This window comes from Pilosibacter sp. YYHA0881, from assembly GCF_051602715.1.
Classification (GTDB): domain Bacteria; phylum Bacillota; class Clostridia; order Lachnospirales; family Lachnospiraceae; genus Alitiscatomonas; species Alitiscatomonas aceti.
Map to the genome: position 1 here is coordinate 2,246,524 of NZ_CP175657.1, position 24,762 is coordinate 2,271,285.

At 50.7% G+C, this 24,762-nt stretch carries 15 protein-coding genes; 5 read left to right on the forward strand and 10 right to left on the reverse strand.

Annotated features, from left to right (window positions below; translation table 11 throughout):
• Positions 1-49 precede the first annotated feature (49 nt).
• Both ACI6NM_RS10530 and ACI6NM_RS10535 read left to right on the forward strand, forming a co-directional pair.
• Positions 50-11,269 carry a SpaA isopeptide-forming pilin-related protein gene (locus ACI6NM_RS10530; RefSeq protein WP_262427780.1) on the forward strand — a complete coding sequence of 3,740 codons (11,220 nt, stop codon included), beginning with the start codon at positions 50-52 and terminating at the stop codon, positions 11,267-11,269.
• Complete coding sequence (locus ACI6NM_RS10535; protein ID WP_262427781.1) at positions 11,259-12,305, forward strand: hypothetical protein; 1,047 nt, start codon at positions 11,259-11,261, stop codon at positions 12,303-12,305. Before ACI6NM_RS10530 ends, ACI6NM_RS10535 begins: the two co-directional genes overlap by 11 nt.
• On the opposite strand, the gene ACI6NM_RS10540 is transcribed toward ACI6NM_RS10535, so the two are convergent.
• Positions 12,306-12,662 carry an arsenate reductase family protein gene (locus tag ACI6NM_RS10540; RefSeq protein WP_262427796.1) on the reverse strand — a complete coding sequence of 119 codons (357 nt, stop codon included), beginning with the start codon at positions 12,660-12,662 and terminating at the stop codon, positions 12,306-12,308.
• Positions 12,663-12,756: 94 nt separating this feature from the next.
• On the opposite strand from ACI6NM_RS10540, the gene ACI6NM_RS10545 reads away from it, so the two are divergent.
• Positions 12,757-13,284 carry a nucleoside recognition domain-containing protein gene (locus tag ACI6NM_RS10545; RefSeq protein WP_262427782.1) on the forward strand — a complete coding sequence of 176 codons (528 nt, stop codon included), beginning with the start codon at positions 12,757-12,759 and terminating at the stop codon, positions 13,282-13,284.
• Positions 13,285-13,384: 100 nt separating this feature from the next.
• On the forward strand, positions 13,385-13,945 hold the full coding sequence (locus ACI6NM_RS10550) for a CDP-alcohol phosphatidyltransferase family protein (protein ID WP_022274247.1): 561 nt from the start codon (positions 13,385-13,387) through the stop codon (positions 13,943-13,945).
• A gap of 113 nt (positions 13,946-14,058) precedes the next feature.
• Here ACI6NM_RS10550 and bsh read toward each other — a convergent pair whose 3' ends face one another.
• The 8 genes from bsh to ACI6NM_RS10590 form a co-directional block, all read right to left on the reverse strand.
• A complete protein-coding gene (bsh, locus tag ACI6NM_RS10555) occupies positions 14,059-15,033 on the reverse strand; it encodes a choloylglycine hydrolase (protein ID WP_262427783.1) in 975 nt (324 codons plus the stop codon).
• Between the two features lie 14 nt (positions 15,034-15,047).
• Positions 15,048-15,542 (reverse strand): pyridoxamine 5'-phosphate oxidase family protein, encoded by a 495-nt coding sequence (locus ACI6NM_RS10560; protein WP_262427784.1) that lies wholly within the window; start codon positions 15,540-15,542, stop codon positions 15,048-15,050.
• 242 nt (positions 15,543-15,784) lie between these two features.
• Positions 15,785-16,726, reverse strand: a complete 942-nt coding sequence (locus ACI6NM_RS10565; protein WP_262427785.1) for a serine hydrolase domain-containing protein — start codon at positions 16,724-16,726, stop codon at positions 15,785-15,787.
• A gap of 26 nt (positions 16,727-16,752) precedes the next feature.
• Positions 16,753-17,709: an ABC transporter ATP-binding protein gene (locus tag ACI6NM_RS10570; protein WP_262427786.1), complete on the reverse strand. Its 957-nt coding sequence runs from the start codon at positions 17,707-17,709 to the stop codon at positions 16,753-16,755.
• 14 nt (positions 17,710-17,723) lie between these two features.
• Positions 17,724-18,692, reverse strand: a complete 969-nt coding sequence (locus tag ACI6NM_RS10575) for an ABC transporter ATP-binding protein (protein ID WP_262427787.1) — start codon at positions 18,690-18,692, stop codon at positions 17,724-17,726.
• A gap of 13 nt (positions 18,693-18,705) precedes the next feature.
• On the reverse strand, positions 18,706-19,599 hold the full coding sequence (locus ACI6NM_RS10580) for an ABC transporter permease (RefSeq protein ID WP_158359935.1): 894 nt from the start codon (positions 19,597-19,599) through the stop codon (positions 18,706-18,708).
• Between the two features lie 12 nt (positions 19,600-19,611).
• Positions 19,612-20,538, reverse strand: a complete 927-nt coding sequence (locus ACI6NM_RS10585; RefSeq protein WP_158359933.1) for an ABC transporter permease — start codon at positions 20,536-20,538, stop codon at positions 19,612-19,614.
• 108 nt (positions 20,539-20,646) lie between these two features.
• The gene (locus ACI6NM_RS10590) at positions 20,647-22,278 is read right to left on the reverse strand and encodes an ABC transporter substrate-binding protein (RefSeq protein ID WP_158359931.1); all 1,632 of its coding nucleotides are present in this window, start codon (positions 22,276-22,278) and stop codon (positions 20,647-20,649) included.
• A gap of 178 nt (positions 22,279-22,456) precedes the next feature.
• Here ACI6NM_RS10590 and ACI6NM_RS10595 point away from each other — a divergent pair, with 178 nt between their 5' ends.
• Entirely contained in the window at positions 22,457-23,389 is a 933-nt protein-coding gene (locus tag ACI6NM_RS10595; protein ID WP_158359929.1) for a LysR family transcriptional regulator, read from the forward strand.
• A 100-nt stretch (positions 23,390-23,489) separates the two neighbouring features.
• Here the strand turns inward: ACI6NM_RS10595 and ACI6NM_RS10600 are convergent, their stop codons facing one another.
• Entirely contained in the window at positions 23,490-24,530 is a 1,041-nt protein-coding gene (locus ACI6NM_RS10600) for an alcohol dehydrogenase (protein ID WP_262427788.1), read from the reverse strand.
• Between the last annotated feature and the right edge of the window lie 232 nt (positions 24,531-24,762).

Consider the following 24,762-nt stretch of genomic DNA (forward strand, 5'->3'; position numbering starts at 1 on the left):
GTCCCAGCAGGCTGTTTTCCTGGCCGGGAGATCAAGAAAGGACATGGATATGATGGAATGCATTTGGAATAAAAAATCAGTAAAAAGGGGGACAGCCCTGGTCATGGCCGCAGTCCTGCTGGCTCTGGCTGTGCCGTTTCCCCTCCCGGCCAGGGCCTCCAGCGTATGGCCCCAGAAGGCAACGGCTCCGTTTTACTGTCTGGACGGAGGAAAGGGATGGAAGCAGGTGGACCGGTATGACATCTATGAATACGATACCCTGCCGTCGCCGCTGACAGAGACCCAGACGAAACGGCTGTTCTGGGCCTATCCCAGTAACTGGACCGCATTAAAAGAGGCGGCCCGGAAATTTGATCCGGAGCTTTATGGGGAGATCGCCTCCACGGCGTCGGGCCCCAATGTGGTAAAACGGGTGAAGGACGATCCCAGTACAAGGTTTGCGTGGGTGGCGGATCACCCGGAGATCGAGGAAAGGGCCATAGCCGCCATGGAGCAGATGGCGGCGGATGGTGGGGAGAAAGGAAAGGAAGCGCCGGACGCCATCCGGGATGCCACCTCCGAGGAAACGGCAGTATCGTTTACGGTACTGCCCTTCTCCGATGGTCCAGGAGCCCTGGATACAGAGTTTTTCCTGGGAAGTGAGTTTATCCGGGATATTGCAAAGATCGAGCCCCAGAGCGTCTGGGACAACGGCTCCACGGGAGGAAATGTGGGCTGGCTGGACGCATCCCAGGATAAAAATATCGCCAGGTCTGTTCTGGGAGAGGAATTATATGAGATCACCTGGAGCGGAGACTCCATTAAGATCCATAATAACGGCTCTGCCACAGCCAATGAGAATGCTCTGGACAGTACCATGACAGAGGAGCAGAAATACAATAAGACCATGGTCCGCTATAAGATCACCATGCGGAAAAATTCCGGCTGGTATACGGAGGGAAGCTGGAACGACGACTATCTCCATGAATGGATGGACTTTAAGGCATGTGTCAATGCTCCGCAGCACCAGAGGCTTTATAAGGCCGGGATTGAGATCGTTCCGTCGGATATGGTCTTTTATATAGTCGTAAGCCAGGAGGGGGATGGAGGCGGCCCGGACGATGACCGTGAGCCGGCTTACGGGGGCGGAGAGCCGGAGCTGTCTTTCCAGGTCTTCCGCCATGAGGAAACCTTTCAGTCCGATTATAACGTGCGGCTGAAAAAGCTGGACGATGAGACCGGAATGCCCTTAAAGGGGAGCCAGTTTTATCTGTATGAGCGGTTTGAGGATGGTGGAAGCCTTGGGACCGATGAAAGAGGAGCCGGGCTTTCGACGGAAAATATAAGCTTTGCTCCATGGGATGGCTTTCAGATCTTTGCCGAGGGGACCACAGACGAAAATGGAGAGATCTCCCATACGGACAGCCGGAGCTACGTGTATTCCAAAACGTACTGCGACGGCCATGGAGTTCCCCAATGGGCAGATATTCCCCAAAAGGATCCAGGCTCCGGCACAGGAAAAGAGGATAGGAGCGGAGATACCTCCTGGGAAGAGGCGGCAGAGGTCACAAGGGATAAGAACCGTGCGGCGGCAGAGGAATGGCTGTCCCTGGTGGAGGCCTGTGAAGCAGAGGCAGAGGGGGGCGTTCATTTTCACTGGGTTTCTGATGAAAGCGCGTTTGACCAGGTGGCCGGAGTTCTGGAAAGCGGCACCGGCGGGGGAGAGGCCAGAGAGCGGGATAAAGGCGGACCGGAAGAGGATACAGGGTCCGGCAGCGCCTTTGAGGCGTCCGGCTGCAGGGCTGACTGCGAAGAGACGTATGAGAATTTTACTTCCCTGAGATTTACCTATACATGGAAGGAGATACAGGCCAGGAATGGCTATATCCTTCATGGTCTCCATAACGACGATATTCCTGTGGAGCTGGTGACGACCACGTCGTCCCAGAACGGGGCTGTATGCACCCGGGCAGAGGGAGACAGCGGGGACATTACAGAAAACATCTGGTATACGGGCTCCAGAGGCAGCGGAGAAATACAGGCAGAGACTGCCGGAAGGGAGGTGCAGACCTTAAAGGCTCCTGGGATCTCCCTCCAGTCTGATACAGAGAGGCTCCTTACGCCTTCCAACGCAGGACGGATCTTTACTTCCTCCAATGCCTGGAAGCTGTTTTCCATGCTGTGGGCAGACGAAGGGGAGCCGGAGGATGAGGACTGGGAGGAACAGGGGGGAGGAGACTTCCAGTCGTATCTGGAGAATGCCCGTCCGGACGGGATCCGTCATCTGGAGACAGGGGATCCGGGGATCTTTTCCCACTGCAATGGAGAGGAGGGCTGCGGGGATTCATGGATCGTTAAGGATCACAGGACCGAGGGCGAGATCCATATCAACAAGCGGGATCTGAACCTCTATAAGGGAGAATCAGAGGAATACTCCTCTTTCGGGGATACGGAAGGAGACGGAAGCCTGGAGGGAGCCGTTTACGGCCTGTTTGCAGCCGAGGACATCGTCCATCCCGACTCGGAGTTAGGAAGGGATGGGAAGCTGATCAATACGGGAATCGTTTATAAAAAGGATGATCTTACGGCGGTGGCAGCCACCGACCGGGATGGAAACGCTGGATTTACCGTTTATACAGAGGCGCCTGGAACCACCTTTGATTATGATGTGGGAAAAACGGTCAGACGGACGGATCCAGGCTGGAAAGGTCCTGGAAACCGTTATGGGGAAAATCTGTCCGTCAATGGGAACTGCTGGATCGGGAGACCTCTGATCCTGGGACGGTATTATGTGAAGGAACTGTCCAGAAGCGAGGGATATGAGCTGTCGGTCAACGGGCGTTCTGGCCAGTGGACCAATAAAGGAGCTGGCTTTGAGACGCCAGAGGGGGCAGCCTCCTTAAGGGGGACATCCGTTGTCTCCATGCCGGAGCTTTCTGCCTCCATGGAGGGGGAGGATGGAAGCGGAAACGGCTTTGACCAGCTTCCATTTATGGTGACCTCTTCCGGGACTGTGGATCCGGAGTCGGGAACCGGGGGATATGAGCTTATTTTTTCCGGATTTCCAGAGGATACGGAGTTTTTCCGGGTGGATACAGGGGAGAAGGAGGTGACGGGTCCCCATGTGACCGGCACAGAGGAGGTCCCTGTGAAGGATGAGAATGGGGACCAGGTATGGAAAACTGCGGACACAGACCGGAGCCATGTGAGATATGAACCGGAATATGGGCCGGACGGCAGGATCACCGGGCAGCATCCCATGAGCCGGACAGAGCCGCAGATCTTAAGGGCGGAGCATGTTCCGCAGACGCCGGTCATGGGGCTCACAGATCTGGAGCTGGATGAGACAGAGCCGATGCTCAGGGAAAAGGCGGCGGACCACGACCTTACGGACCCGGAGGACCCGGCGTTCCGGTATCTGAAGGCAGAGGTGGAGGAGATCCTGAACCGCAACGGATATGAGATCCCTGTCATGGCGGACGGGACCTGCTCATCGAGAGAGCTTCCGGTATACAGCAGAGGGGTCAAAAAGGGCCAGACGGATATTTTTGGCATGACAGCCGCTCCCGGGGAACCGGCAGTAAAAACGCATTATGGAGCAGCGGTCACGACTCTTTCCCTGGAAGGCCTTGGGCCGGACGCAGAGATTGCCGCCGTATTGGAGAAGATTCTTTTATGGTATGCGGAGCACCCCCAATGGAGCTTTGGCGGCATCGACGCCTTTGAAATGTCCGGAGATACATGCTGCGCAGTCCTGTATGCAGGCGCGTCGGTCCGGGGAAGCCGCCGTTTTTTTACCATGAAGGAGGAAAATGGGAAAGCGGAGGTGGATAAGGTGTATTCTGTCCTGGAGGATCCGGTCCATTTACGGTGGATGTATCAGGAATACAGCCGGGAAGGAAGCCACTGCTTCCAGACAGAACGCCGGTACTATATGGGCAGCGGGGCTGGAAAGCGGTATTACATAGACGTGGTCCTGACTCCGGCGGTGCTTGTGGATGGAAAAGGGCAGCTCCAGGATATGGACCATCAGGTGATGGTATATCATGAAGCCGGTGAAAGGATCGTGGATTATATAGACGGAGACCCGGAGCACGGCTGGCAGGTCCCCCTCACAGAAACCATAGATAAAATTGAGATCACCACAGAAAAGGAGCTGGCGGATACAGATGTAAGGCTGGAACAGGCAGAGTATGACCGGAAAATGGGGATACACAGGGTCCGGGTCGCCTCTAAGGGCACCGACAGCTTTGGAAAAGCGTTTTCAGACGAAAATGGCCGGCTGACGCTTTCCTTTATGGCGAAGCTTCCCAGAAAGCAGACCGTGCTTACAAAAGCGGAGGTCGACAGCCTGGGAGCAGGGAATGTATATGGCTACCGGGCCGGGGATCCGATCGGCTTTGCAGAATATCTTGCGCGGTTTGGAAATATTTCCATAAGCGCTTCGACTTTTACAGGGGATGGAGGGGCCGATACATATATTGTGGCAAAGCATCTGGTTTACAGAGGCCAGCATAAGATCACGGAGGATGGGGATACGGTCCTGGCTCCGGTCCAGGTCCTGGAGCGCCCCGTCAGGCAGATGGTAAAGGTCATAAAGGATGTGGACAGCGGGGAGGCCCTGGGGAATTTCCGGTTTAAAATTTATTTAAGATCCAATCTGGAACGGCTGTATTGTGACGAGGACGGAGCGATCACATGGACAGATAAAAACGGAACGGCTGTGGACGTGGACCAGTACCACAGGGTATTTCCGGAGCTGGTGCAGAAGCTGTATACGGTAAAGACGGAAAGAAGTGTCCTGGAGGATCACAATTATGAAAAATTTTTCCATGCGGTCCGGACGGCGGATACGGACAAGTGGGACCTGGAGGGCCAGGTGGTAAATTCCTCCTTTAAGCCCTTTGCCAGGAGTCTTCTTACGGGAGTAGAAAATACAGTCAATTCCTCGCCGGAGGCCAGGGAAAATGCAAAGCGGTCCGATGCAGTACGCCAGTTTGCAGTCACCTGGTATCTGGAGGACCAGGTAAAGGAGGAACTGGCAGAGAATGGAGCAGAGGCCGCCTATGGGGACCAGGTATACGACCGGGCTCTTTATAAAGCCATCCTCAGGGCGGAGGAGTATCTGGAGCCATTTTTTAAGTATGATCTGGATTCTCTGTATTCCATCCGGTGGGACAGTGAGGAAAACGGAGGGATCGACCGGGATAAGACGACCCTGTCCGCCTGGCAGCTTAAAATGCAGGGGGGAGAAGCGGAGTACGCCTTCGGGATATCGGAGTATCTGCCATATGGAACCTATGTCCTGGCAGAGCAGCAGCCCTTTAAAGCCCAATGGATGGATTTTGAGAACCGGCATTACCGGATCGATCCGCCGAAGGAGATCGTTCTCCCATCGGTGTATGAGGACGGATGGGCGGAGATCCCGGACCGTCTTTCAGAGGAGCTGGTGTACAACAGTAAGGAGCCGCCGGAAAAAACAGCCGGGCGGTATCGGATCCGGTTTGATGGAGTAAAGAAAGGAAACGAAAGGGAACCGGACGGGAAATATGTGGTAAAGGGCCATGGCCACAGCGGGGATTTCTATGTATATCCCTATGGGGAGGAGCGTGACAGGTCGTCCTGGGATGGAAAGTATGCCCATATGTTAGAGCCGTGGAGCCAGACTGAGGATTTTGTATTCCGGACCTTTTTAAACAGGCTGTACCGGACCAGGCTGCGGATCGAAAAGCTGGATGCGGAGACCGGAGAGCAGATCCTCCATGATGAAGCAGTATTTGCCCTTTATAAAGCAGACCGGAATGAGGAGAAGGATGGGGACGGCGCTGTAAAGCGGTATGAAGCAGAGACGGTGATCCAGGGAAGCCGGGCGTTTCTGGAGGCCATGGGAGCAAGGGGGATCATGCCCTTTGCCAGGATCCAGGGGCCAGGCAGTCTGTTTTATGGAACCGTGCCCGCAGGAACGCCTGTATGCCGGGAAGAGGACTGTATTATTTTCAGGGACCAGTCCGGAGTGAGGACGGGAGACTTTCTGGCCCTTTCCTCCGTTTATGACGGGGATGAAGGGGAACCGCTGCAGATCACCGGCTATGTGGAGACACCAGAGCCGCTGACAGCAGGGGTGTACGTTCTGGCAGAGCTTCTGGCTCCGGCCGGGTACGCCAGGAGTCTGCCTGTTCCCGTGGAAATATACAGCGATGGGATCTGGTATTATACCGGAGACTCCCAGGATAAAAGGGCGGCGGTCCGTTTCAGCTCCAGGAAGGAGGGCGAGGATGAAGCTGTGGAGGACACAGCCAGGATCTATGTAAACAACACAGGAGTCAGCCTGGAGGTATCCAAAGTGAAGACCCCGGCGTCTTACGAGGGGATGAAGGTCTCAGGACGCGTAGAGGGAAGCCTTTCCTTCCTGGAAGCGGTCTACGGATTGGAAAACCTGGAGCCTGCATATAATTCCATGGGAACGTACCAGGGCTTTGGATGGAAAAAAGGGACCCTGGAATATCTGGAGGAAAGAAAGGCAGCCGGGGAGCGGGTGGAGATCGTTTACGAAAATGGGATCTTCCAGGGCTATGGCTATGTGACCAGGACACTGGAAACAGCCGGTGATCAGAACCGGTATGTGGCCGGGGCGGAAATGGCTCTTTTTGAAGCCATAGAGGTGCGTCCTTCCGGCGATACGGGGGATCACAGGATGGAGGGGGTAGAGATCCAGAGAGACCGGAACGGAAACGTTCTGGATATCCAGGTGAAGAAAGGGTATGCAGGCAGCGCTTTCCGGTTAAAAAAGGATGACAATGGCCGCTGGTCATTACAGGAGGAGAAGCGGGATGATACCTCGGTACTGTTCTACGATCTGGGGAATCTTAAGGTACTGGAGACAGGAGAGGATGGGATCGTATACGGGTTTGGAAGAGATGGGGAAAAAATAAGGATCACTCCGGATACCCGGTCTGTTTACGCATTCCAGGGCGGACAGCCGTTCCTTGAGCTGGCCGGAGGGGATCTGTCCAGTCTGGTCTATGACCCTGGGGCAAAGGCGTTTTTGTCCATGGATCCGGGAACAGAGATCTACCATCTGAACCAGGAGATGCAGCGGGATGCCTGTGTGGATCCATACACGGGGCTGGCTTATGTGGAAAAATCCGGAACTGGTCCCCTTGGAAAGGAAGAAGCCCACTATTTTGTATGGCCGGTGATCTCCTTTTATGATCCATATGGGAACCGGATCGCCAGGGAAAAGATCCTCACCGGACGTCCCGGAGAGGTCAACGCCGGAACAGAAAATGCGTATCTTACGGGAACCTGGGATCCGGAGACAGGAAAACTGGAGAAAAGGCTGAAGCCGTTTTATGACTCTTATGGGATGGTGCGTTACTATCCGGTCAATGGGGAAACATACAAAAAGGGCGAGGCGGTTTATGACAGGGATGGGGATTATCTGTATTTCCGGTATGACGACCTGTTGGAGCAGTACCATAAGGCTTCCTATACCATAGGAGAGCCGGAAACACTTTATGATGTGGGAGATCCAGAGACAGAAGGGGACGGAAAACCCGTCCGGCACCGGAACGGGGAGTTCTGGATCATTCCGAATCTGTGGATATCCGGGGAGAGGTCGCCCCAGGATCCGTCTGAAGGGGAGATGACCTGGGGGCAGGCGGATATGCTCCGGCGCGTGATCCCTGGAACCTATATCATGGAAGAAACCGGTGTTCCGCCAGGGTATACGCGGGCGTTTCCGCAGGCAGTCCGGGTAGAGGAGACCCGGGACATTCAGAGGACCGCCATGACGGATGAAAAAATACGGGTAGAAATACTGAAAACAGATGGAACGGAGACGTACAGGATCCCTGTGGTAAATGGGGAAAGCGGGCAGACAGAGGAATGGACTGTGGAGGGAAAGGGCTTTTATTCCCATCAGATGGTGAAGGGGGCAGAGCTGGCCCTTTATCCGGCCAGAAGAGTATATTCCAAGGATCTGGAGAAGTATCCCAAGGGCTATTACCTTGTGAAAAAAGGAAATACTCCGGCTGTGTGGAATACAGAGGATCCTGTGGATAATCACCCGGTTTCAAAGACTGCCCGGTGGATAACGGATGGGCATCCGATGTATTTTGAGGGGATTCCAGCAGGAGATTATATCCTGGAGGAGCTGAAGACCCCTCCCGGATATCTGCCGTCCTCCATGGAGATTACCATAAGGCCAGTGGATGAGCTCCAGAGCTTCGTTTTAAAGGACGATCATACGAAGGTGGAAATTTATAAATATGAGGAGGATGAAAAGGGAATCCGGAGGCCTCTGCCGGAGCGCCATGGAGCAGGGCTCGCTCTTTATCCTGCGGTTCTGGAGGAAAATGGAACGGTCATGACGGAAAACGGAGCGTATGTATACCAGAAGGGAAACCCTGTGGATACCTGGACTGCGGATGATCTTTCCTTTTACGGAACGGAGCTCTCCCAGGCGTATGAGGCCATGTTCCGGGAATACGGAGAGGACTTTGAACGCTTTTCCTGGAAGGTATACGATGGAAAGCGTACCGGGACAGGAGAACGGACGGAAAGCCGCAGCACAGGAAACGGGGAAACGGTCGTCCAGCTCTGGAGCCTTTCGGACGGAAGCTGTCTGCGGGTGACTGCATCCCGGACCGGACCAGATGGGGACAGGAAATTTGAATATCAGTACCATTATAAAACAGGTATGTTCCGGGATGCCCCGGCGGCATGTAGCTTTGATACAAGGGGAGGCCTCCACCGGATCGACCGTATCCCGGAAGGATATTATGTTCTGGTGGAAACGGAAACGCCAGGGGGCTATGAAACGGCAGAGCCGGTGCTGGTCCAGGTGAAGAAAGAGAACCAGGTGATCCGGTATTATATGGAGAACAGGCGCAGACAGTGGTATGCAGACAAGACTGATGAGAATGGACGGCAGATCCGCGGAGCCAGGCTGGCCCTTTACCGGGCAGACGAAAACGGGGGATTTTCCGCAGAGGAAGAGCTTCTGGAAGATACCTGGACGTCGGGAGGGGAAGGGACCTATACGGCGGATGATCTGGCAGAGGGAAGGATCCCGGAGCGGTATGGACCAGGCGACCTGCGTCTGCACCGGCTCCCTCCTGTAAGGGAGGGGACCTATTATCTGGCAGAGCTTAGGACGCCGGATCATTTTTCAGCCATGGAGCCGCAGAAGATCGAGATCGGAAAGGATTCCGGTGGGATCATCCAGGCGGTGAACCGTCTTTCCAGAGGACGGATCGAGATTTTAAAGCTGGATGCCCAGTGGCACGAGAAACCGCTTCCGGGAGCATGGTTTGAGGTGAAAAATGCAAAGACCGGGGAGCTTTTCCGTATGGTGACCGGCAGCGATGGGAAAGCGGTGTCCGGAGAACTTCCGGCGGCATATCTGGGAGATGATGGAAGGGCTGTGCCGTATGAATACCAGGTACGGGAGATCCAGGCCCCGGAGGGCTTCTGTCTGGACCATAGGGTATGGAAATTCTGGTTTAGCAATGACCATACGCCGGTGGCCGTGCAGAAAATAAAGGCAGAAAATGAAGAAACCAGGCTGTGGTTTTCCAAAAGCAGCTTTCATACGGATCATTTTGTAAAGGGGGCGCGGCTGGCCATTTATAATGCAAAGGCAGAAAATGGAAAAATGCAGCCCTGGGGAGAGCCGCTGGAAACATGGATCTCCGGCCCGGAGCCCCACCTGGTATCGGGAAAATTATCCGGAGGAAGAACGTACTTCCTTGTGGAGGAGGAAGCGCCAGAGGGATATTCCGCAGCGGATCCAGTGATGTTTACCGTATCGGCTGACGGACGGAGCATAGCTGAGATATCCGGCGCATCCAGTCTGATCCAGATCCTGTATGACGCAGAAAAGGACAGGATCGGATCGATTCTTGTCAGAGAACGCAGGGTCCAGGGAGGATGGATCACCTTAAAAAGGGATGGAAAGGAAATCCTTACGGCTCCCATGACAGGAGAACTTACGGCTTTTAAAGAGGCTGTGGAGCAGGAAAATGCAGGAGCGGTCCTTACCTGGGAAGAAACGGTCGGTTTTTCCGATGGCAGCAGCATGATCTTAGAGAAGGAGACGATCTGCCTGTCGGATAAAAACCGGGAGCGTATTCTGAAAAGCCGGAAGAGGGTGCCTGTCGGGACACGGTACGCATTCTGCGGACATGGCCATACAGTGCTGGAGACCTGGAAAACAGAGGGAGGAGGCCTGACCCATGAAATCGTGAATGAAGAAAACAGTCATGGAGAGCCGCTTTTAGCAAAGGGAGAGGCATACACCCTGGAGGAAATTGTGGTCTTCAGTGATGGAACCGAATTTTTATCCGGACGGGTATCCGTTTCCATTGGTGAAAACGGAAAAATGATCCTGGCAGATCTGAAAAATAAGGAGACAGACGTGCGGATCCGAAAGACGGATCTGATCACAGGAGAAGAGATTTCTGGGGCAGTGCTTTCCATAAAAAGCCTGGATGGAAAGCTGGTAAAGGAATGGATATCCGGGGAGGAGATCCAGATCACGGGAATCCTGAAGCCGGGAGAAACGTATCTTTTAGCCGAGGTTTTACCGGCCTCAGGTTATGCCTGGGCGGAGGAGATCCCATTTGCAGTCGGCGGGGGTGGAGGCATCCACAGGGTAAGGATGGAGGACAGGCCCACCCAGGCGGAGATCCGGAAAACCGACATGGTCACTGGGGAGGAGCTTCCCGGAGCAGTCCTGGTCCTGAAGGATAAGAATGGGCATGTAGTGGACCGGTGGACATCGGGGAATACGCCTCACAGGATCATGGGAAGACTCAATGCAGGAGAAGCGTATACACTTTCAGAGGTGACGGCGCCTTCTGGATATCAGATCGCAGAGGAGGTGACGTTTACAGTGTCAAAGGATGGGACCATAGACCGGGTGGTCATGGAGGATAAAAGAAAGGAGCCGGAAAAACCAGAAAAACCAGGGAAACCAGAAAAACCGGAACGGCCGGTACCGGACGATGACAGAGAAACGGAACCGGAAACGCCAGATGAGACAGAGACTCCGGAAACTGAGCCGATGGAGGAGCCCAGGAAAAAAGGAATCATAACTGCCCAGTATGAGATCGAGCTGGATGGCAGAGGGGAGCTTCGGATCAGCCACCCATCCAGGATCCGGACAAAGATCCCAAGGGCAGGAGACCAGCAAAGGCCCTGGGTATATGGAGCCCTGGCTGTTCTGGGGATCCTGGGCGGAAGCATCTGTCTGATCCTTTGGAGGAGGGATACATTTGAAAAATAAAGGATGGAAGAGGCAGGGATCAGTCCCCGGGGCTGTGCTTTTTTGGATAAGATTCTGCCTGGCATGGATATGGGCCGGTTCCTGTGCCATAAGCGGAGCCGCCGCCGCTTATGGTGCAGAAAGCCTGCCGGACCGTACAGAAGAGACACCGACGGCGGAGACGCTTACCCTTGAAGGCCCGGTATTTACCGATGCGGGACAGGCCCAGGAGCTAAAAGAGATCCTGGAACGGGATGGAAAGCAGTACCGGCTCGTTTCCAGGCGGATCCGCCAGGTCAGCCAGGGAGGGACCATGACGTATGCTTCTGTCACGGTTCCATATGTCCTGGAGGGCAGACAGGATCCCCCGGAAACGGCCCGGGTCACATTGACGGATGAGCAGACCGGACAGGAATATGAAAGAGAGATCCCCAAGCTGGAGACGGAGGAGACCAGCGCCCAGTGGACCGGCGGCTTTCAGTTCCTGATCACAGTGTCCGGCTATGATGCAGATGTATTCCAGCTGGGGAACGCGGAAATACCGAAAGATGCGGAGCTGTCCTCTTATGGAACGGAATTTCTGGAGTACCTGGGCCTTCCGGAAGAGTGCTATCGTGTAGAGAATGTGGAATGGAGCGGGGAAACCTATGAAAAAGAAGGGATCCTGTGCCGGGACGCACGGGCCACCGGGGAAAAGCTGGTGAGAAATGTGGAGGTACGGTACGGCGGACAGGTAAAAACACCGGAGGTAAAGAGAAAACAATATATCGGACTGTACCAGGAGATCCGCCAGGAGCCGGAAAGCAGCCAGGAGGAAGAAAAGAGCCGGGAAACAGAAATAAAAACAGAGAAAATGGAAACGCTTCCGCATGAGGAGCAGAAAAAAACGCTCAGTGCGGCGGAGAGGTTCCTGTACTGGATAAAAAAACATCTGACCAAAGTGGTTTTTGGAACTGGTTTTTTCATTTTGATCCTAGGAGGCACGGCGCTTTTATGGATGTCCAGAAGAAGAGAAAAGAGGGAAAGCGAAAGCCCGGACAAGGGTCCAGGCTCCTGATCAGCCGAGCGCTTCGCTCCATTCGCTTTCTTTAAAACCTACGAGAACAAAATCCTCAGATATTAGGATGGGACGCTTTACCAGCATTCCATCGGTGGATAAGAGCTCCAGCTGCTCCTCCTCAGTCATGGACGGCAGCTTGTCCTTTAAGGCCATGGATTTATAAAGAAGGCCGCTGGTATTGAAGAAGCGCTTTAAAGGCAGTCCGCTTTTCTGATACCAGGCCTTCAGCTCCTCCTTTGAGGGATTCTGATCCTTAATGTGGCGGGAGGTATACTGGACCCCGTGGGCGTCCAGCCAGGATTTTGCTTTTTTGCAGGTGGAACAGGGCGGATACTCTAAAAATAACAGACTCAGACTCATATGCACAACCTCCTGTTGTTTTTTATAAGTATATCTGATTTCCGGAGAGAATACAATGGTTCAAAGCAGGCATAGAGGAGCAGAGCTTATGGACATACTGGTTTTTCTGTCGGAATTTATGGTTCCGCTGGCGGTTTTTTATATTGTGGGGTTTGGGATACTGTCTGGCCGGCCGGTCTTTGATGATTTTTTAAAGGGGGCTTCCGAGGGGATGAAGACAGTTGCGGGCATCCTTCCCACTCTGATCGGTCTTATGGCCGCAGTGGGGATTTTAAGAGAGTCCGGTTTCCTGGAAGCCGCGGCAAAAGCTCTAAGGACCCCGGCGGGCTGGCTCCATATCCCGGTCCCTCTGGTCCCTGTGGTCCTGGTCCGCCTGGTATCCAGCTCTGCGGCCACGGGGCTGATCCTGGATATCTTTAAGGAATACGGTCCGGATTCACTGATAGGGAATATGGTGTCTATTATGATGGGATGCACGGAGACGATCTTCTATACCATGAGTGTATATTTTATGACTGCGGGGATCCGGAAGACCCGGTGGACGCTTCCGGGGGCTCTGGCAGCTACGGCCGCCGGGATCGGCGCCAGTATTGTTCTGGCGGGGAGCATGGCCTGATCGGGGTTGTATTGGGGGACCAGTCCGTTTATAATGAGGATAAGGGAAAGAATGGCAGCCGTGGCTGCCGGAACCTAAAAAAGAAAACGGGGTGGAGCATATGGCAAAGATCAGCAGAAAAGAAATTTTTTCGATTCCCAATCTGATGGGCTATTTTCGCATTCTCATGATACCAGTATTCAGCTGGATGTATCTTACCGCCAGTACCAGGGAGGATGTTTACCGGGCGGCGGCTGTGGTCTTTATTTCCAGTGTGACAGATCTTCTGGACGGCTGGGTGGCCCGGCGGTTTCATATGGTCACAGAGCTGGGGAAGTTCGTGGATCCTCTGGCGGATAAACTGACCCACGGAGCCCTGGCCCTCTGTCTGGCGTTCAAGTATCCTCTGATGTGGGCGCTGGCGGCGCTTCTGGCCGTGAAGGAGGGGTATATGGCAGTTATGGGACTGATCCTCTTAAAGCGGGGAAAGAAGCTGGACGGCGCAATGTGGTTCGGAAAGGTCTGTACAGCCCTGCTGTTTGTGGGAATGCTGGTATTGTTCTTGTGGTACGGAATGCCGGAGGCCGCTGCAAACGGTCTGATCCTGTTTATGATGGCAGTCATGGCGGCAGCTTTGCTCATGTATGTGCCAGTGTTCAGGAAAATGAAAAAAGAAGCATAAAAACGGAAAGAAAAACGGCGGAATCTGCCATTTGCAGGGGTTCCGCCATTTTTCATCCGATCAGGGAACTTCGCTTCCCGGGGTTTCCCAAAAGGTTTTCAGTCTGCCTGGGGCTAATTCTGGTACAGGATCTGCTCCTTTTGTACAAGGGGATACGGAATTAACCGGGTCCCCTCCAGATCCTCCCGGTGCATATCCACGGCAGTGATCTGATGGTTTCCGTAGGTGGTGTAATAGTAGATCCCTTTATCTCCATTACAGCAGCAGGTATACAGGGTCATCTCAAAATTCCCGTTTCCCAGATCTGAACAGCCCTTCTGCTGATCTACGGAGCCCAGGATATGGAAGAACTGGCTGACGCTTTCTTCCTCAGAATCGCCCGATACGGAATTCAGCTTTACAAAGGCGGCACGGACGAAGCGGGACTGGGAGGATAAGTCTCCGGGAAGGCCAAGTGCGCCCATGCCCCGGCAGTAGGTTTTCAGAGAGAGCTTGTCAGAAAAACAATTCTCCGGATCCTTTGGGGACAGGTGCATATAGTTATTGAGGTTAAACATCTGCTCTGGAAACGGCGGATTATTGGTAAGGACTCCCGCCGGATTGGGATATACATGGATTCCAGAGAGAACGGATTCCACTGTTACGGCCTCATCCCGGTCAGCAAGGATCCAGTGGAGCTGGGCCAGTGGAAGGCTCTCACTGAACGGCGTATTGACCAGATTGACCTGTTCCAGAAGACGGAGGGCCTCTTTTACAGAAGCGCACTGTCCCAGGATCCAGGGAATAAATTCAAACTGGGCCACATTATCCTTTCCGTCCGCCTTTTCTCCATAGTGGGCATTTCCAACGAAATTAAGCCCCGCCATTCCCAGGCCTTTTTCATTTACGGCCTCATAATAGAGCGGATAATCGTCAGCCACATGGGCCATGCCGATCATGGCATAGTGGGTTTCCATGGTCCCTTGAAAACGGAAGCGGAAGGGATAGTTCCTTGGAGTGATGGTCACCTGGTCGCCAAAGGAAAATTCATAATCCAGGGTCCGGCCAAAATAAAAATCTTTTGTCTTATAGGCTGCTGCTGTACACATAAACTACCTCCGGTTTAAATTTTATTGCTGCGGGCACGGGTCAGCTCGATGGCCTCTTTCCCGGTCATATGCTCAATGGAAATCTCCACACAGCACAGATTGTTCCATTCGTTCTGGATCTCTTTTTCCACAAAATCCCGGTCTGCGTTGTATCGGAGGCTGAAGACCCTGGCGGCATGGAGGATCTCCTCGTCTGTTTCCAGGATCCTGGCACGTCCGAACAGGATCACGCTGCGAAAATATGTGGTAAGCTCCTCCTTTATAATGTCCTCTTTTTCAATTACGCATAAGGACACCTTGTCATGGCTTTTTATGGAATCGTATTTGTGGCCCGACCTCGCACCATGAAAATAAATTTTCCCATTCTCGTATACATAATTGATGGGAACCGTATAGGGATAGCCGTCGTCACCGGTCAGTCCAAGAACGCCGGTGGTGCCGGAACGCAGGATTTTTATGGTTTCATCGTTTTCCAGCTGCTGTCTGGAACGTCTCATACTGCGGAACATAGGGAGTCCTCCTTTGGCTGATATATTATGAAAAAGGAATTTAGATAGTAGTGTTATTGTAGCAGATAGCACAACCCTATGCAAGATTTGCATGGATTATAGATGATTGACCTGTTAGTGCTGCAGATATGGATCGTAAGTATTCCTGCAAATAAAGATAGATATGTTATGGATGGAAATATGTAGATTGTCCCCAGTACCTGGGAAGGAACTGGGGACAGCGGATCCGTCTATGTAAGGTTTTATTTTAGCTGGGGAACGATATGGTTCCATACGCAGTCAGAAATAGATCCGGAGTTAAATTCATGGGAAGTAACAGCAATACAGGCATCCTGCTCCGGTAAGACAAAAATTCTCTGTCCGGCATAACCATTTCCACAGTATGCATTATCTCTGGAACATCTCCAGAAAAAGTATCCATATCCGGCGCATTCATCGGGATGCTGGACTTTTCCCTCGATTTTATTAGAGATCTGGCAGGCAGTGGCTTCCTCGATCCAGGAGGCAGAAACCAGCTGCTTTCCTTCCCATTGGCCTTTATTAAGGCAAAGCTGCCCAAATCTGGATAATTCTTCTGTGGAAAGATGAAGCCCGCCGCATCCCAAGGTATATCCTTTTACAGATTCCAGCCACTGAGGATTGCGTATGCCGAGGGGAGTGAACAGACGGGGCTTTAACCAGTCCACAAGACGTTCCCCGGTCCGTTCCTGAATGATAACGGATGCCAGATATGGGCCGAAATTATTATATTTCCAGTAGGTCCCGGGTTTATACGGAACGTCAAATTCCAGAGCATACTGAACCCAGTCGTCATTTTCAATGGCATCCCTGACAGGCCGGTCATCAGAAGCAGAATAGCCTTGCAGAATAAAATGGTCATGTCCGGTAGCCATCATGATCATATCCCGGATCGTCATTGCCTGTAAGTTTTCGGATGGACTTTCCGGAAGCTTATCAGAAAATATCTCAGCTGGTTTTTCATCCAACCGGAGGATCCCTTCATCAATGGCAATACCGATGGCGATGCTGAGAAAACTTTTGCTGACAGAATGAATGTCCTCCCTGCGGTTTTCACGCCAGTCAAATTTACCAATGATTTCTCCATGCTGACGGACGACCACATGGTATAGATCCAGCTTTCTTTTAATTGTATCCTGAACGAAAGATTCCAATCGCAGTTCCATATTTTCTTCCTTTCTCATCTTTTGATTTAGAATTCACCCACAAAATGGCAGGCAACCATATGACCATTTCCAATATCCTTTAATTCGGGTGTTTCGTGACGGCATTTTTCCTTGCAGAAACGGCACCTTCCGGCAAAGCGGCAGCCAGGGGATGGATTGATGGGACTTGGGACATCACCTTCCAGCACAATCCGGTCCACATGATAATCAATCGATGGAATTGGAACTGCACTTAGCAGAGCCTGGGTATAAGGATGGGATGGGTACTTAAAAAGATCCTTGCATTCAGCTTTTTCAACAATCTGTCCCAGATACATAACAGCGATTTCATCACTGATATGTTTTACAACACTTAGATCATGGGAAATAAACAAATAGGTGAGTCCCATCTGTTCCTGGAGCTGTTCCATCAGATTCAATACCTGCGCTTGAATAGAGACATCTAATGCGGAAACCGGTTCATCGAGAACAAGAAAGTCTGGGTTTAAGGCCAGGGCCCGCGCAATTCCAACACGCTGTCTTCTGCCGCCGTCCAGTTCATGAGGGTATGAATTGGCAAGGCGTCTGGCAAGGCCGGCAGTAGCCATGAGCTCATAAACTTTTTCTTCCATTTCTTTTTTGTTCTGATATATTTTTTGAACCTGGAGAGGCTCGGCGATACTTTCAAAAATGCTTTTTCTTCCGTCTAAAGAAGCGTAGGGATCCTGGAAAACAATCTGGAGCCTTCTCCGTGTGTGACGCATTTTTTCACGGTCGTATTTTCTGATATCGTCGTCATAAAAGAGGATTTCCCCATCTGTCGCTTCCGTAAGCCTTAAGATCAGACGGCCAACCGTTGACTTTCCGCATCCGGATTCTCCGACCAACCCCATGGTAGTACCTTTTTTAATGGAGAAATTTACATCGTCAACAGCATGGAGCAGTCCGCGTTTGGTCGGAAAATATTTTTTCAAATGACGGACTTCCAATATATTTTCACTCATGGTCAATCCCTCCTTTATATGTGCAGACACTTGACATGGTGCCCATTTTCGATTTCCTTACTGGCGGGATTCGTTTTTGAACATTCTTCTGTCGCATATGGACAGCGGGGATGGAAACGGCAGCCAGTTGGAAGATTTGTAGGATCAGGGGTCATCCCTTCAATGGGAATCAATGTAGTCTCTTCCTCCATCAGATTTGGAATACATGCAAACAGGCCTTTTGTATAAGGATGGGATGGACGATGGAATAATTGCTCTCTGTTTCCGTATTCTACAATTTCACCGGCGTACATAACGGCTACATAGTCACATATTTCTGCTACGATTCCCAGATCGTGGGTGATCATGATCATGGAGGTCTGGTATTTGGCCTTAAGTTTTCTCATCAGCTCCAGCACCTGCGCCTGGATCGTAACATCCAAAGCAGTGGTGGGTTCATCTGCAATAAGAAGTCTGGGGTTACATGCCAGAGCCATGGCAATGATTACACGCTGTTTCATACCTCCGGAGAACTGATGCGGATAATCGCCAGCCCGGTCCGCTTTAATTCCTACAAGTTCCAGCATTTCGCAGGCCTTGGTATAAGCATCCTTCTTACTTATTTTTTTATCGTGGAGCCGGATTACCTCCATAATCTGTTCTCCAACTGTGATCACAGGATTTAGAGAGGTCATGGGGTCCTGGAAAATCATGGAAATCTGTTTTCCACGGATTTTTCTCATGGATTTTTTGTTTTTTTTCAGAAGATCTTCCCCGCAGAAAATCACTTCTCCAGTTAGGATTTTTGCAGGCGGATCCGGGAGAATCTGCATGATCGCTTTAACGGTTGTAGTTTTTCCCGCTCCTGTTTCCCCCACCAGTCCCAGGGTTTTTCCTTCGGGAAGAGTAAGATTCAGATTTTCAACAGCATGGACGGTACCGTCCACAGTCACATAGTGCACTGTAAGGTCCTTGATTTCTAAAAGGTTTGTGTGCTCATTCATTCAGATTCACCCCCTAGTTTTTCAGCTTGGGATCCAGCGCATCCCGTAATCCATCACCCATTAAGTTCATGGCAAATACAGCGAACATGATAGCCATTCCAGGGAAAGCAGTCAGATGCGGCGCATCCCTTAAAAAATCCCTGCCAGTGGAGAGCATTGCGCCCCACTCTGGTGTAGGAGGTACAATTCCGAGTCCGATAAAGCTCATACTGGCACAGGAAAGAATCGCACCGCCAATTTTTAAAGTCGCCTGAACGATTAGAGGGGCAAGGCTGTTTGGAAGAATATGATGGATGATAATATGAACGTCACTGGCCCCGGCTGCACGGGAAGCGTCTACAAATTCCTGTTCCTTCAACGAAAGAAGGGATGCACGCATAATACGGCAGTAGGCAGGAACACTGGAAATTCCTATGGCGATCATTACATTCTGGAGTCCGGTTCCCAACGCTGCTACAATGGAAATATTTAGAAGAATGCTGGGAATTGCCATTAGTACGTCAGTACATCGCATAATTATATTGTCAAGTACGCCGCCATAATATCCAGCTATGGCTCCAAGGGCGCAGCCAACAATGCTGGAGAGTCCTACGGCAATCAGACCGACAGTGAGGGAAATACGGCTTCCATAGAGAATACGGCTGAAAATATCGCGTCCCAGTTCGTCGGTTCCGAACCAATGGGCAGATGACGGTGGTTTTAAACGGTTGATAATGTCCTGCTCCACGGGATCATAGGGCGCTATGATGTCAGCAAAAATAGCGGCAAAGATCAGCAGAAGAAGCATGCACATACCGACCATGGCCTGTTTATTTCGGCAGAACCGTCTCCATACCTCCTTGACCTGACTTCGTTTTTTGATGGAACCAGCCTCAGAGGATGATGTTAAATCCTTTGTTTTTTCCATATTGCCACCCCCTTACTTGTACTGTGAACGGATTCGTGGATCAACAAAAGCGTACAGGATATCCACGGCCAGGTTTACAAGGCTGAATGTAAGGGCTACCATAAGTACACCGCCCTGGACAACGGGATAGTTCCTTGCCTTGATGGCATCAACCATCATCTTTCCAACGCCTGGCACTGCAAAAATGGATTCTGTCAGCACAGCACCGCCAAGAAGATGGCCAAACTGGATGCCGATGGTGGTAATAACAGGAATCAGGGCATTTTTAAGGGCATGGAAGATAATGATTTTCAGTTCCGTCTGGCCCTTGGCCTCAGCAGTTGTAATGTAGTCCTGCCGGATGACCTCCAGCATACTGGATCGGGTCATTCTGGCGACAGCCGCTGCAGAACTGGTACCAATGGTAATCGCGGGAAGGATCATATAGGTCCATCCATCAAAGCCAGATGCTGGGAGTATCTTCCAGTGCAGCGCGAACAGAAGCATCAGGAGGAGTCCTTGCCAGAAGTTCGGCATGGCATTTCCGATCATGGCCAGAGTCATAGCGATATTATCAAAAAGAGAATACTGCTTTACAGCAGATACGATACCAAGAGTCAGCCCGATCGCAACAGAAAGAAGCACAGAGCATCCCGCAAGTTTTAGAGAATTGGGAAAGGTCTGGATAATTCGGTCCATGACAGGCTGCTTTGTGGAGTAACAGATCCCGAGATCTCCGTGGGCCAGATTTACCAGATATTTACCTAACCGTTCAATATAGGTACCGTTGAGTCCAAGTTCTTCCCGCAGCTGTTCTGCCATTTCAGGAGTTGCATCATCTCCAAGAAGTGTATCCACAGGGTCACCGGGAGTGATATACATTAAAGTAAAAACAATCAGAATAACTCCCAGCATGACTGGGATCATCATGAGCAGCCGCCGGCCGATGTATTTCAGCATGTTGGAACCTCCTTTCTCTGTAATAGCCGGGAACCTTCTGGTATAAAAGAATATCATCTATCCCAGAAAGGTTCCCGGAATCAGTCAGTCCGAGTCAGATTAGTAAGATTATTCTACGAAGTATACAGTTCTGAAATCATACATGGCTGTGGGAGTAGGAACAAATCCGCGTACTTTGCTTCCAGCGCCGATGATGTTTTTTGTAAAAGCAATATAAATAAATGGAGATTCTTCATGAATCAGTTCCTGGGCCTGTCCAACAAGCTCTGCACGCTTTTCTGCGTCTGAGGTTATATTGATCTCATCGAGGACCTTGTCCACTTCCGGGCTTGAGAGATTGGAGCGGGCACTTCCGGAATACATTCTTTCAGTGTGGAACATATTATATAATCCGGCGCCTGCTTCAAACAGGCTGTAACTTGTACCAGCACAGCACAGTTCCTGCTCCCCTTTATTTAAGGATGTGGTCAGTGCTCCGGATTCAGTGGGCTTTAATACAAGCGTAACGCCTACCTGGCTCCACATCTGCTGGAGGAGTTCTGCCAGCATATTATTGGTGGAATTGGCAAGATACATAAATTCTACTTCAAAGCCATTTTCCATACCGGCTTCCTTTAAAAGCTCCTTCGCTTTTTCAATGTCATAATCGTACTGTTTAAGAGAAGAAATATGTCCTGGAAGTGTGCTTGGAACCACACTGTCCATAGTTTCTGAGGTATTCTCTCCGTAGCATACCACACGGATGGATTCTTTATCAGTTGCGTAGTTTAATGCCTGGCGGACGCGTTTATCTTTAAAAACGTCCTTCTGGCAGTTGAAGGCAATATAACGATCCGTAGCACCAGTGCTGACGATAAGCTGGGTATCTGGATTTTCTTCAATACGGTCTGCGTCAGTGGTAGGAAGCCCAAGAGTGATGTCAACGCCTCCGCTTTCCAGGTCGATGGTACGGCTGGCGGCTTCGGTGATGATCCGGAATTTGATTGTTTTTAAGATGGATTTATCTCTCCAGTATTCATCGTTTCTTTCTACCGTAATATTATCGCCAGCGGTCCAGGAGACAAATTTATATGCGCCGCTTCCGACAGGAGCACGTCCGAATGCATCGTCCCCCATTTCGGTTACTACTTTTTCTGGAACAATGCTGAGAGCTTCGGAACATACCTGGGCTTCTGTGAATGCCCATGGTTCCAGGGTTTTTAAGATAAATGTGTAATCGTCAGGAGTTTCGTATCCATTTGGATCGAACTGTGTGGCAGCATCATTTCCTAAAGTTCCGTTGCCGACCCTTAAGAAACTGAATTTTACATCTTTAGAGGTCAGAGGATCACCATTATGGAACTTCACATCTTTTCTAAGATTGAATTTCCAGGTCAGCTCGTCTATTTGCTCCCAGCTTTCAGCAAGACAAGGGGATGGCTCCATATTTTCATTAAATTCTAAGAGCGTATCAAAAATGCTGCCTTCGATCATACGCTTTACCGTTACATTGTTTCCAAGAGGGTCCAGAGTTGCAGGCTCTCTATCAAAGGCAACTACCAGAGTATCCTTGGACGAGACTTTCTCAGTGTCTGATGTCTGCACAGGTCCCTTTTCCACTCCGGCGGATGCGGATTCTGATGAGGTCTCTGAAGGGGCTGGTGAGGATCCATCCGTAGTCTGCTTTTCTTCACCTCCGCTTCCGCAGGCCGTCAAAACCATACACAAAGCCAGTGATAAACTTAAAAATCGTTTTTTCATAAACTTTCCTCCCTTTACTTAGAAATGTGGAAATTTTGGACAGTTACGTCTGATAATGTATTTTATAGTAATATTATAATTATTTACCGAATATTTGTAAAATCAATTAAAATTATTAAAATAATTTGTTTTCCTTATGTTTGTATGGTAGAATAAGGAAAAGGGGGAAGAATGATCGATGAATTTAAAAGAACAGCTGTATGTATGCACATTAGCGGAGACCGGAAATATTACACAGGCTGCCAAGCTTCTTTTTATTTCCCAGCCTGCGCTGAGTTTGTATATTAGCAATCTGGAAAACATCCTTGGAATCCGTCTGTTTGAACGGATAGGAAAGTCTTTTGTATTGACACAGGCAGGAGAACTGTATGTAGAAAAAGCCAGACAGATGTTAAGTCTTAAAGAAAGCTTTGATTATGGGCTTTCAGAAATTGTTAATGGACAAAATGAACGTTTACGCGTGGGGATCCAGGACATTCGATCTCATTTTCTTACGCCAGTAGTATTGCCCTGGATGGATAAAATGTATCCAAGGACAAAGCTGGTCTGGATGGAACATAATTACGCACCAATGGAACAGATGCTCTTGAATAATGAACTGGATTTATTTTTTTGCAATTGTAATACGCTTCGTAAGGATTTTGAGTATGTCCCTCTTTTAAATGATGAGGTAGTGTTTATGGTACACAAAAATCATCCCCTTTGTGCGAATGCTCAGATATGTCCGGGGCATACGTTTCCGTATATTGATATGGGTTTATTTCAAGATGAACGTTTTTTATTGGTAAATGAATCCCAGAGCCTTAGAAGATATAGCAGTCAAGTGTTAAAGGCCTGTAATGTCTTTCCTAAAAATATATTTCTCCTAAAAAAGATTTTTGTAATGATTAACCTGGTGAATATCGGATATGGTGTAGGTTTTTCTCTGGCTGGCTACATAGATAGAAGCGCTCATAGTGAAAATCTTAGAATTTTTTCTGTGGTAGATCCGCCAGTTACGGCAACTTTTTATGCAGTATATAAAAAAGGAAAGCATCTGACAGAAGCAGCCACTTCTTTGATCGATATGGTAAAAACATCTGTGAATGAGCAATTTCATTTTAGTTTATGAAAAGGAAGATAACCTGTATTTCCAGAAAAGGGGCACTGCAAATGATATTTCAGCAATGCCCCTTTTGATATGAAAATATTTTGATTCAGAGAGGCTTTTCCTACACCCTCACCGCCACCTTGATCACTCCATCCCGCTTCTCCTCAAAAAGCTCATAAGCTTCTTCAATTTTCTCCAGCGGATAGGTGTGTGTGATCAGGGGCGTCGTATCGATCTTCCCTTCCCCGATCAGTTTTAAGATCGCGTCGCAGTCACAGCCGTCCACGCCTCCTGTTTTAAAGGTAAGGTTTTTTCCATACATACCCGGTAACGGCAGCGTCTGCGGGCGGTCGTAGAGGGCGACGATTGTTACGATGGCGTTGGGACGGGCGCATTTCCAGGCCATTTCAAAGGTTTTTTCCGTACCGGCCACCTCCAGGACCACGTCTGCACCTCTGTGACGGGTATGGGATCGTACAAAGGATTCCGGGTCCTCAGATTGGGGATCAAAGACCAGGGCCTGTGGGTAGTGTTCTCTTACGAAGGAGATCCGCCGTTCATCGGTTTCGCAGACAATGACTTTTTCTGGTTCTTTTAAGAGAACACAGGCCAGGGTACACAGTCCCGTGGGACCTGCTCCGATGATGAGGACCGTATCGTCGGGCTTGATTTCTGAAATTCTGGCGGCCCAGTAGCCGGTGGCCAGGATGTCGCCCACAAACAGGGCCTGCTCATCGGTCACAGAGTCCGGAATCCGGTTGAGCCCCTGGTCTGCGTGGGGAACCCGCACATACTCAGCCTGCCCGCCGTCGATGCGGCAGCCAAGAGCCCAGCCGCCGTCAGGATCCTCACAGTTGTTGACAAAGCCGTGCTGGCAGAAGAAGCATTCCCCGCAGAAGGTTTCCACGTTGACCGTGACCCGGTCCCCAGGCTTTACCTTTGTGACGCCGCTTCCTGCTTCCTCCACGATCCCTACCATCTCATGGCCCACGGTGATGCCGGGAACAGCCCTGGGAACGGAGCCGTGCTTGATGTGAAGATCACTGGTGCAGATGCTGGCCAGAGTGACCTTTACAATGGCATCCTTCGGATCCTTTAAAACAGGTCTTTCTTTTTCTTCTAAAATAAATTTTCCATGTTCTTTGTATGTGTATGCGAGCATGTCCATCCTCCTCAATAAAAATAAGCCGTATCTTCTGTTATTATAGGCGTTATAATAAGGAAAGTCAAAACCATCGTGAAGCACCCGGCCAGAGGATGGAAGGCTCCCGGAGGCAGAAAATCCGGTATAAAAGGCAGAAGCTCCGGTACAAGAAGCGGAAATTCCGGAGCAAAAGGAAAATCTCCGGTCTGTGAAACTTTCCCGGACGGCGGGGTGTCTAATGAATAGAAAA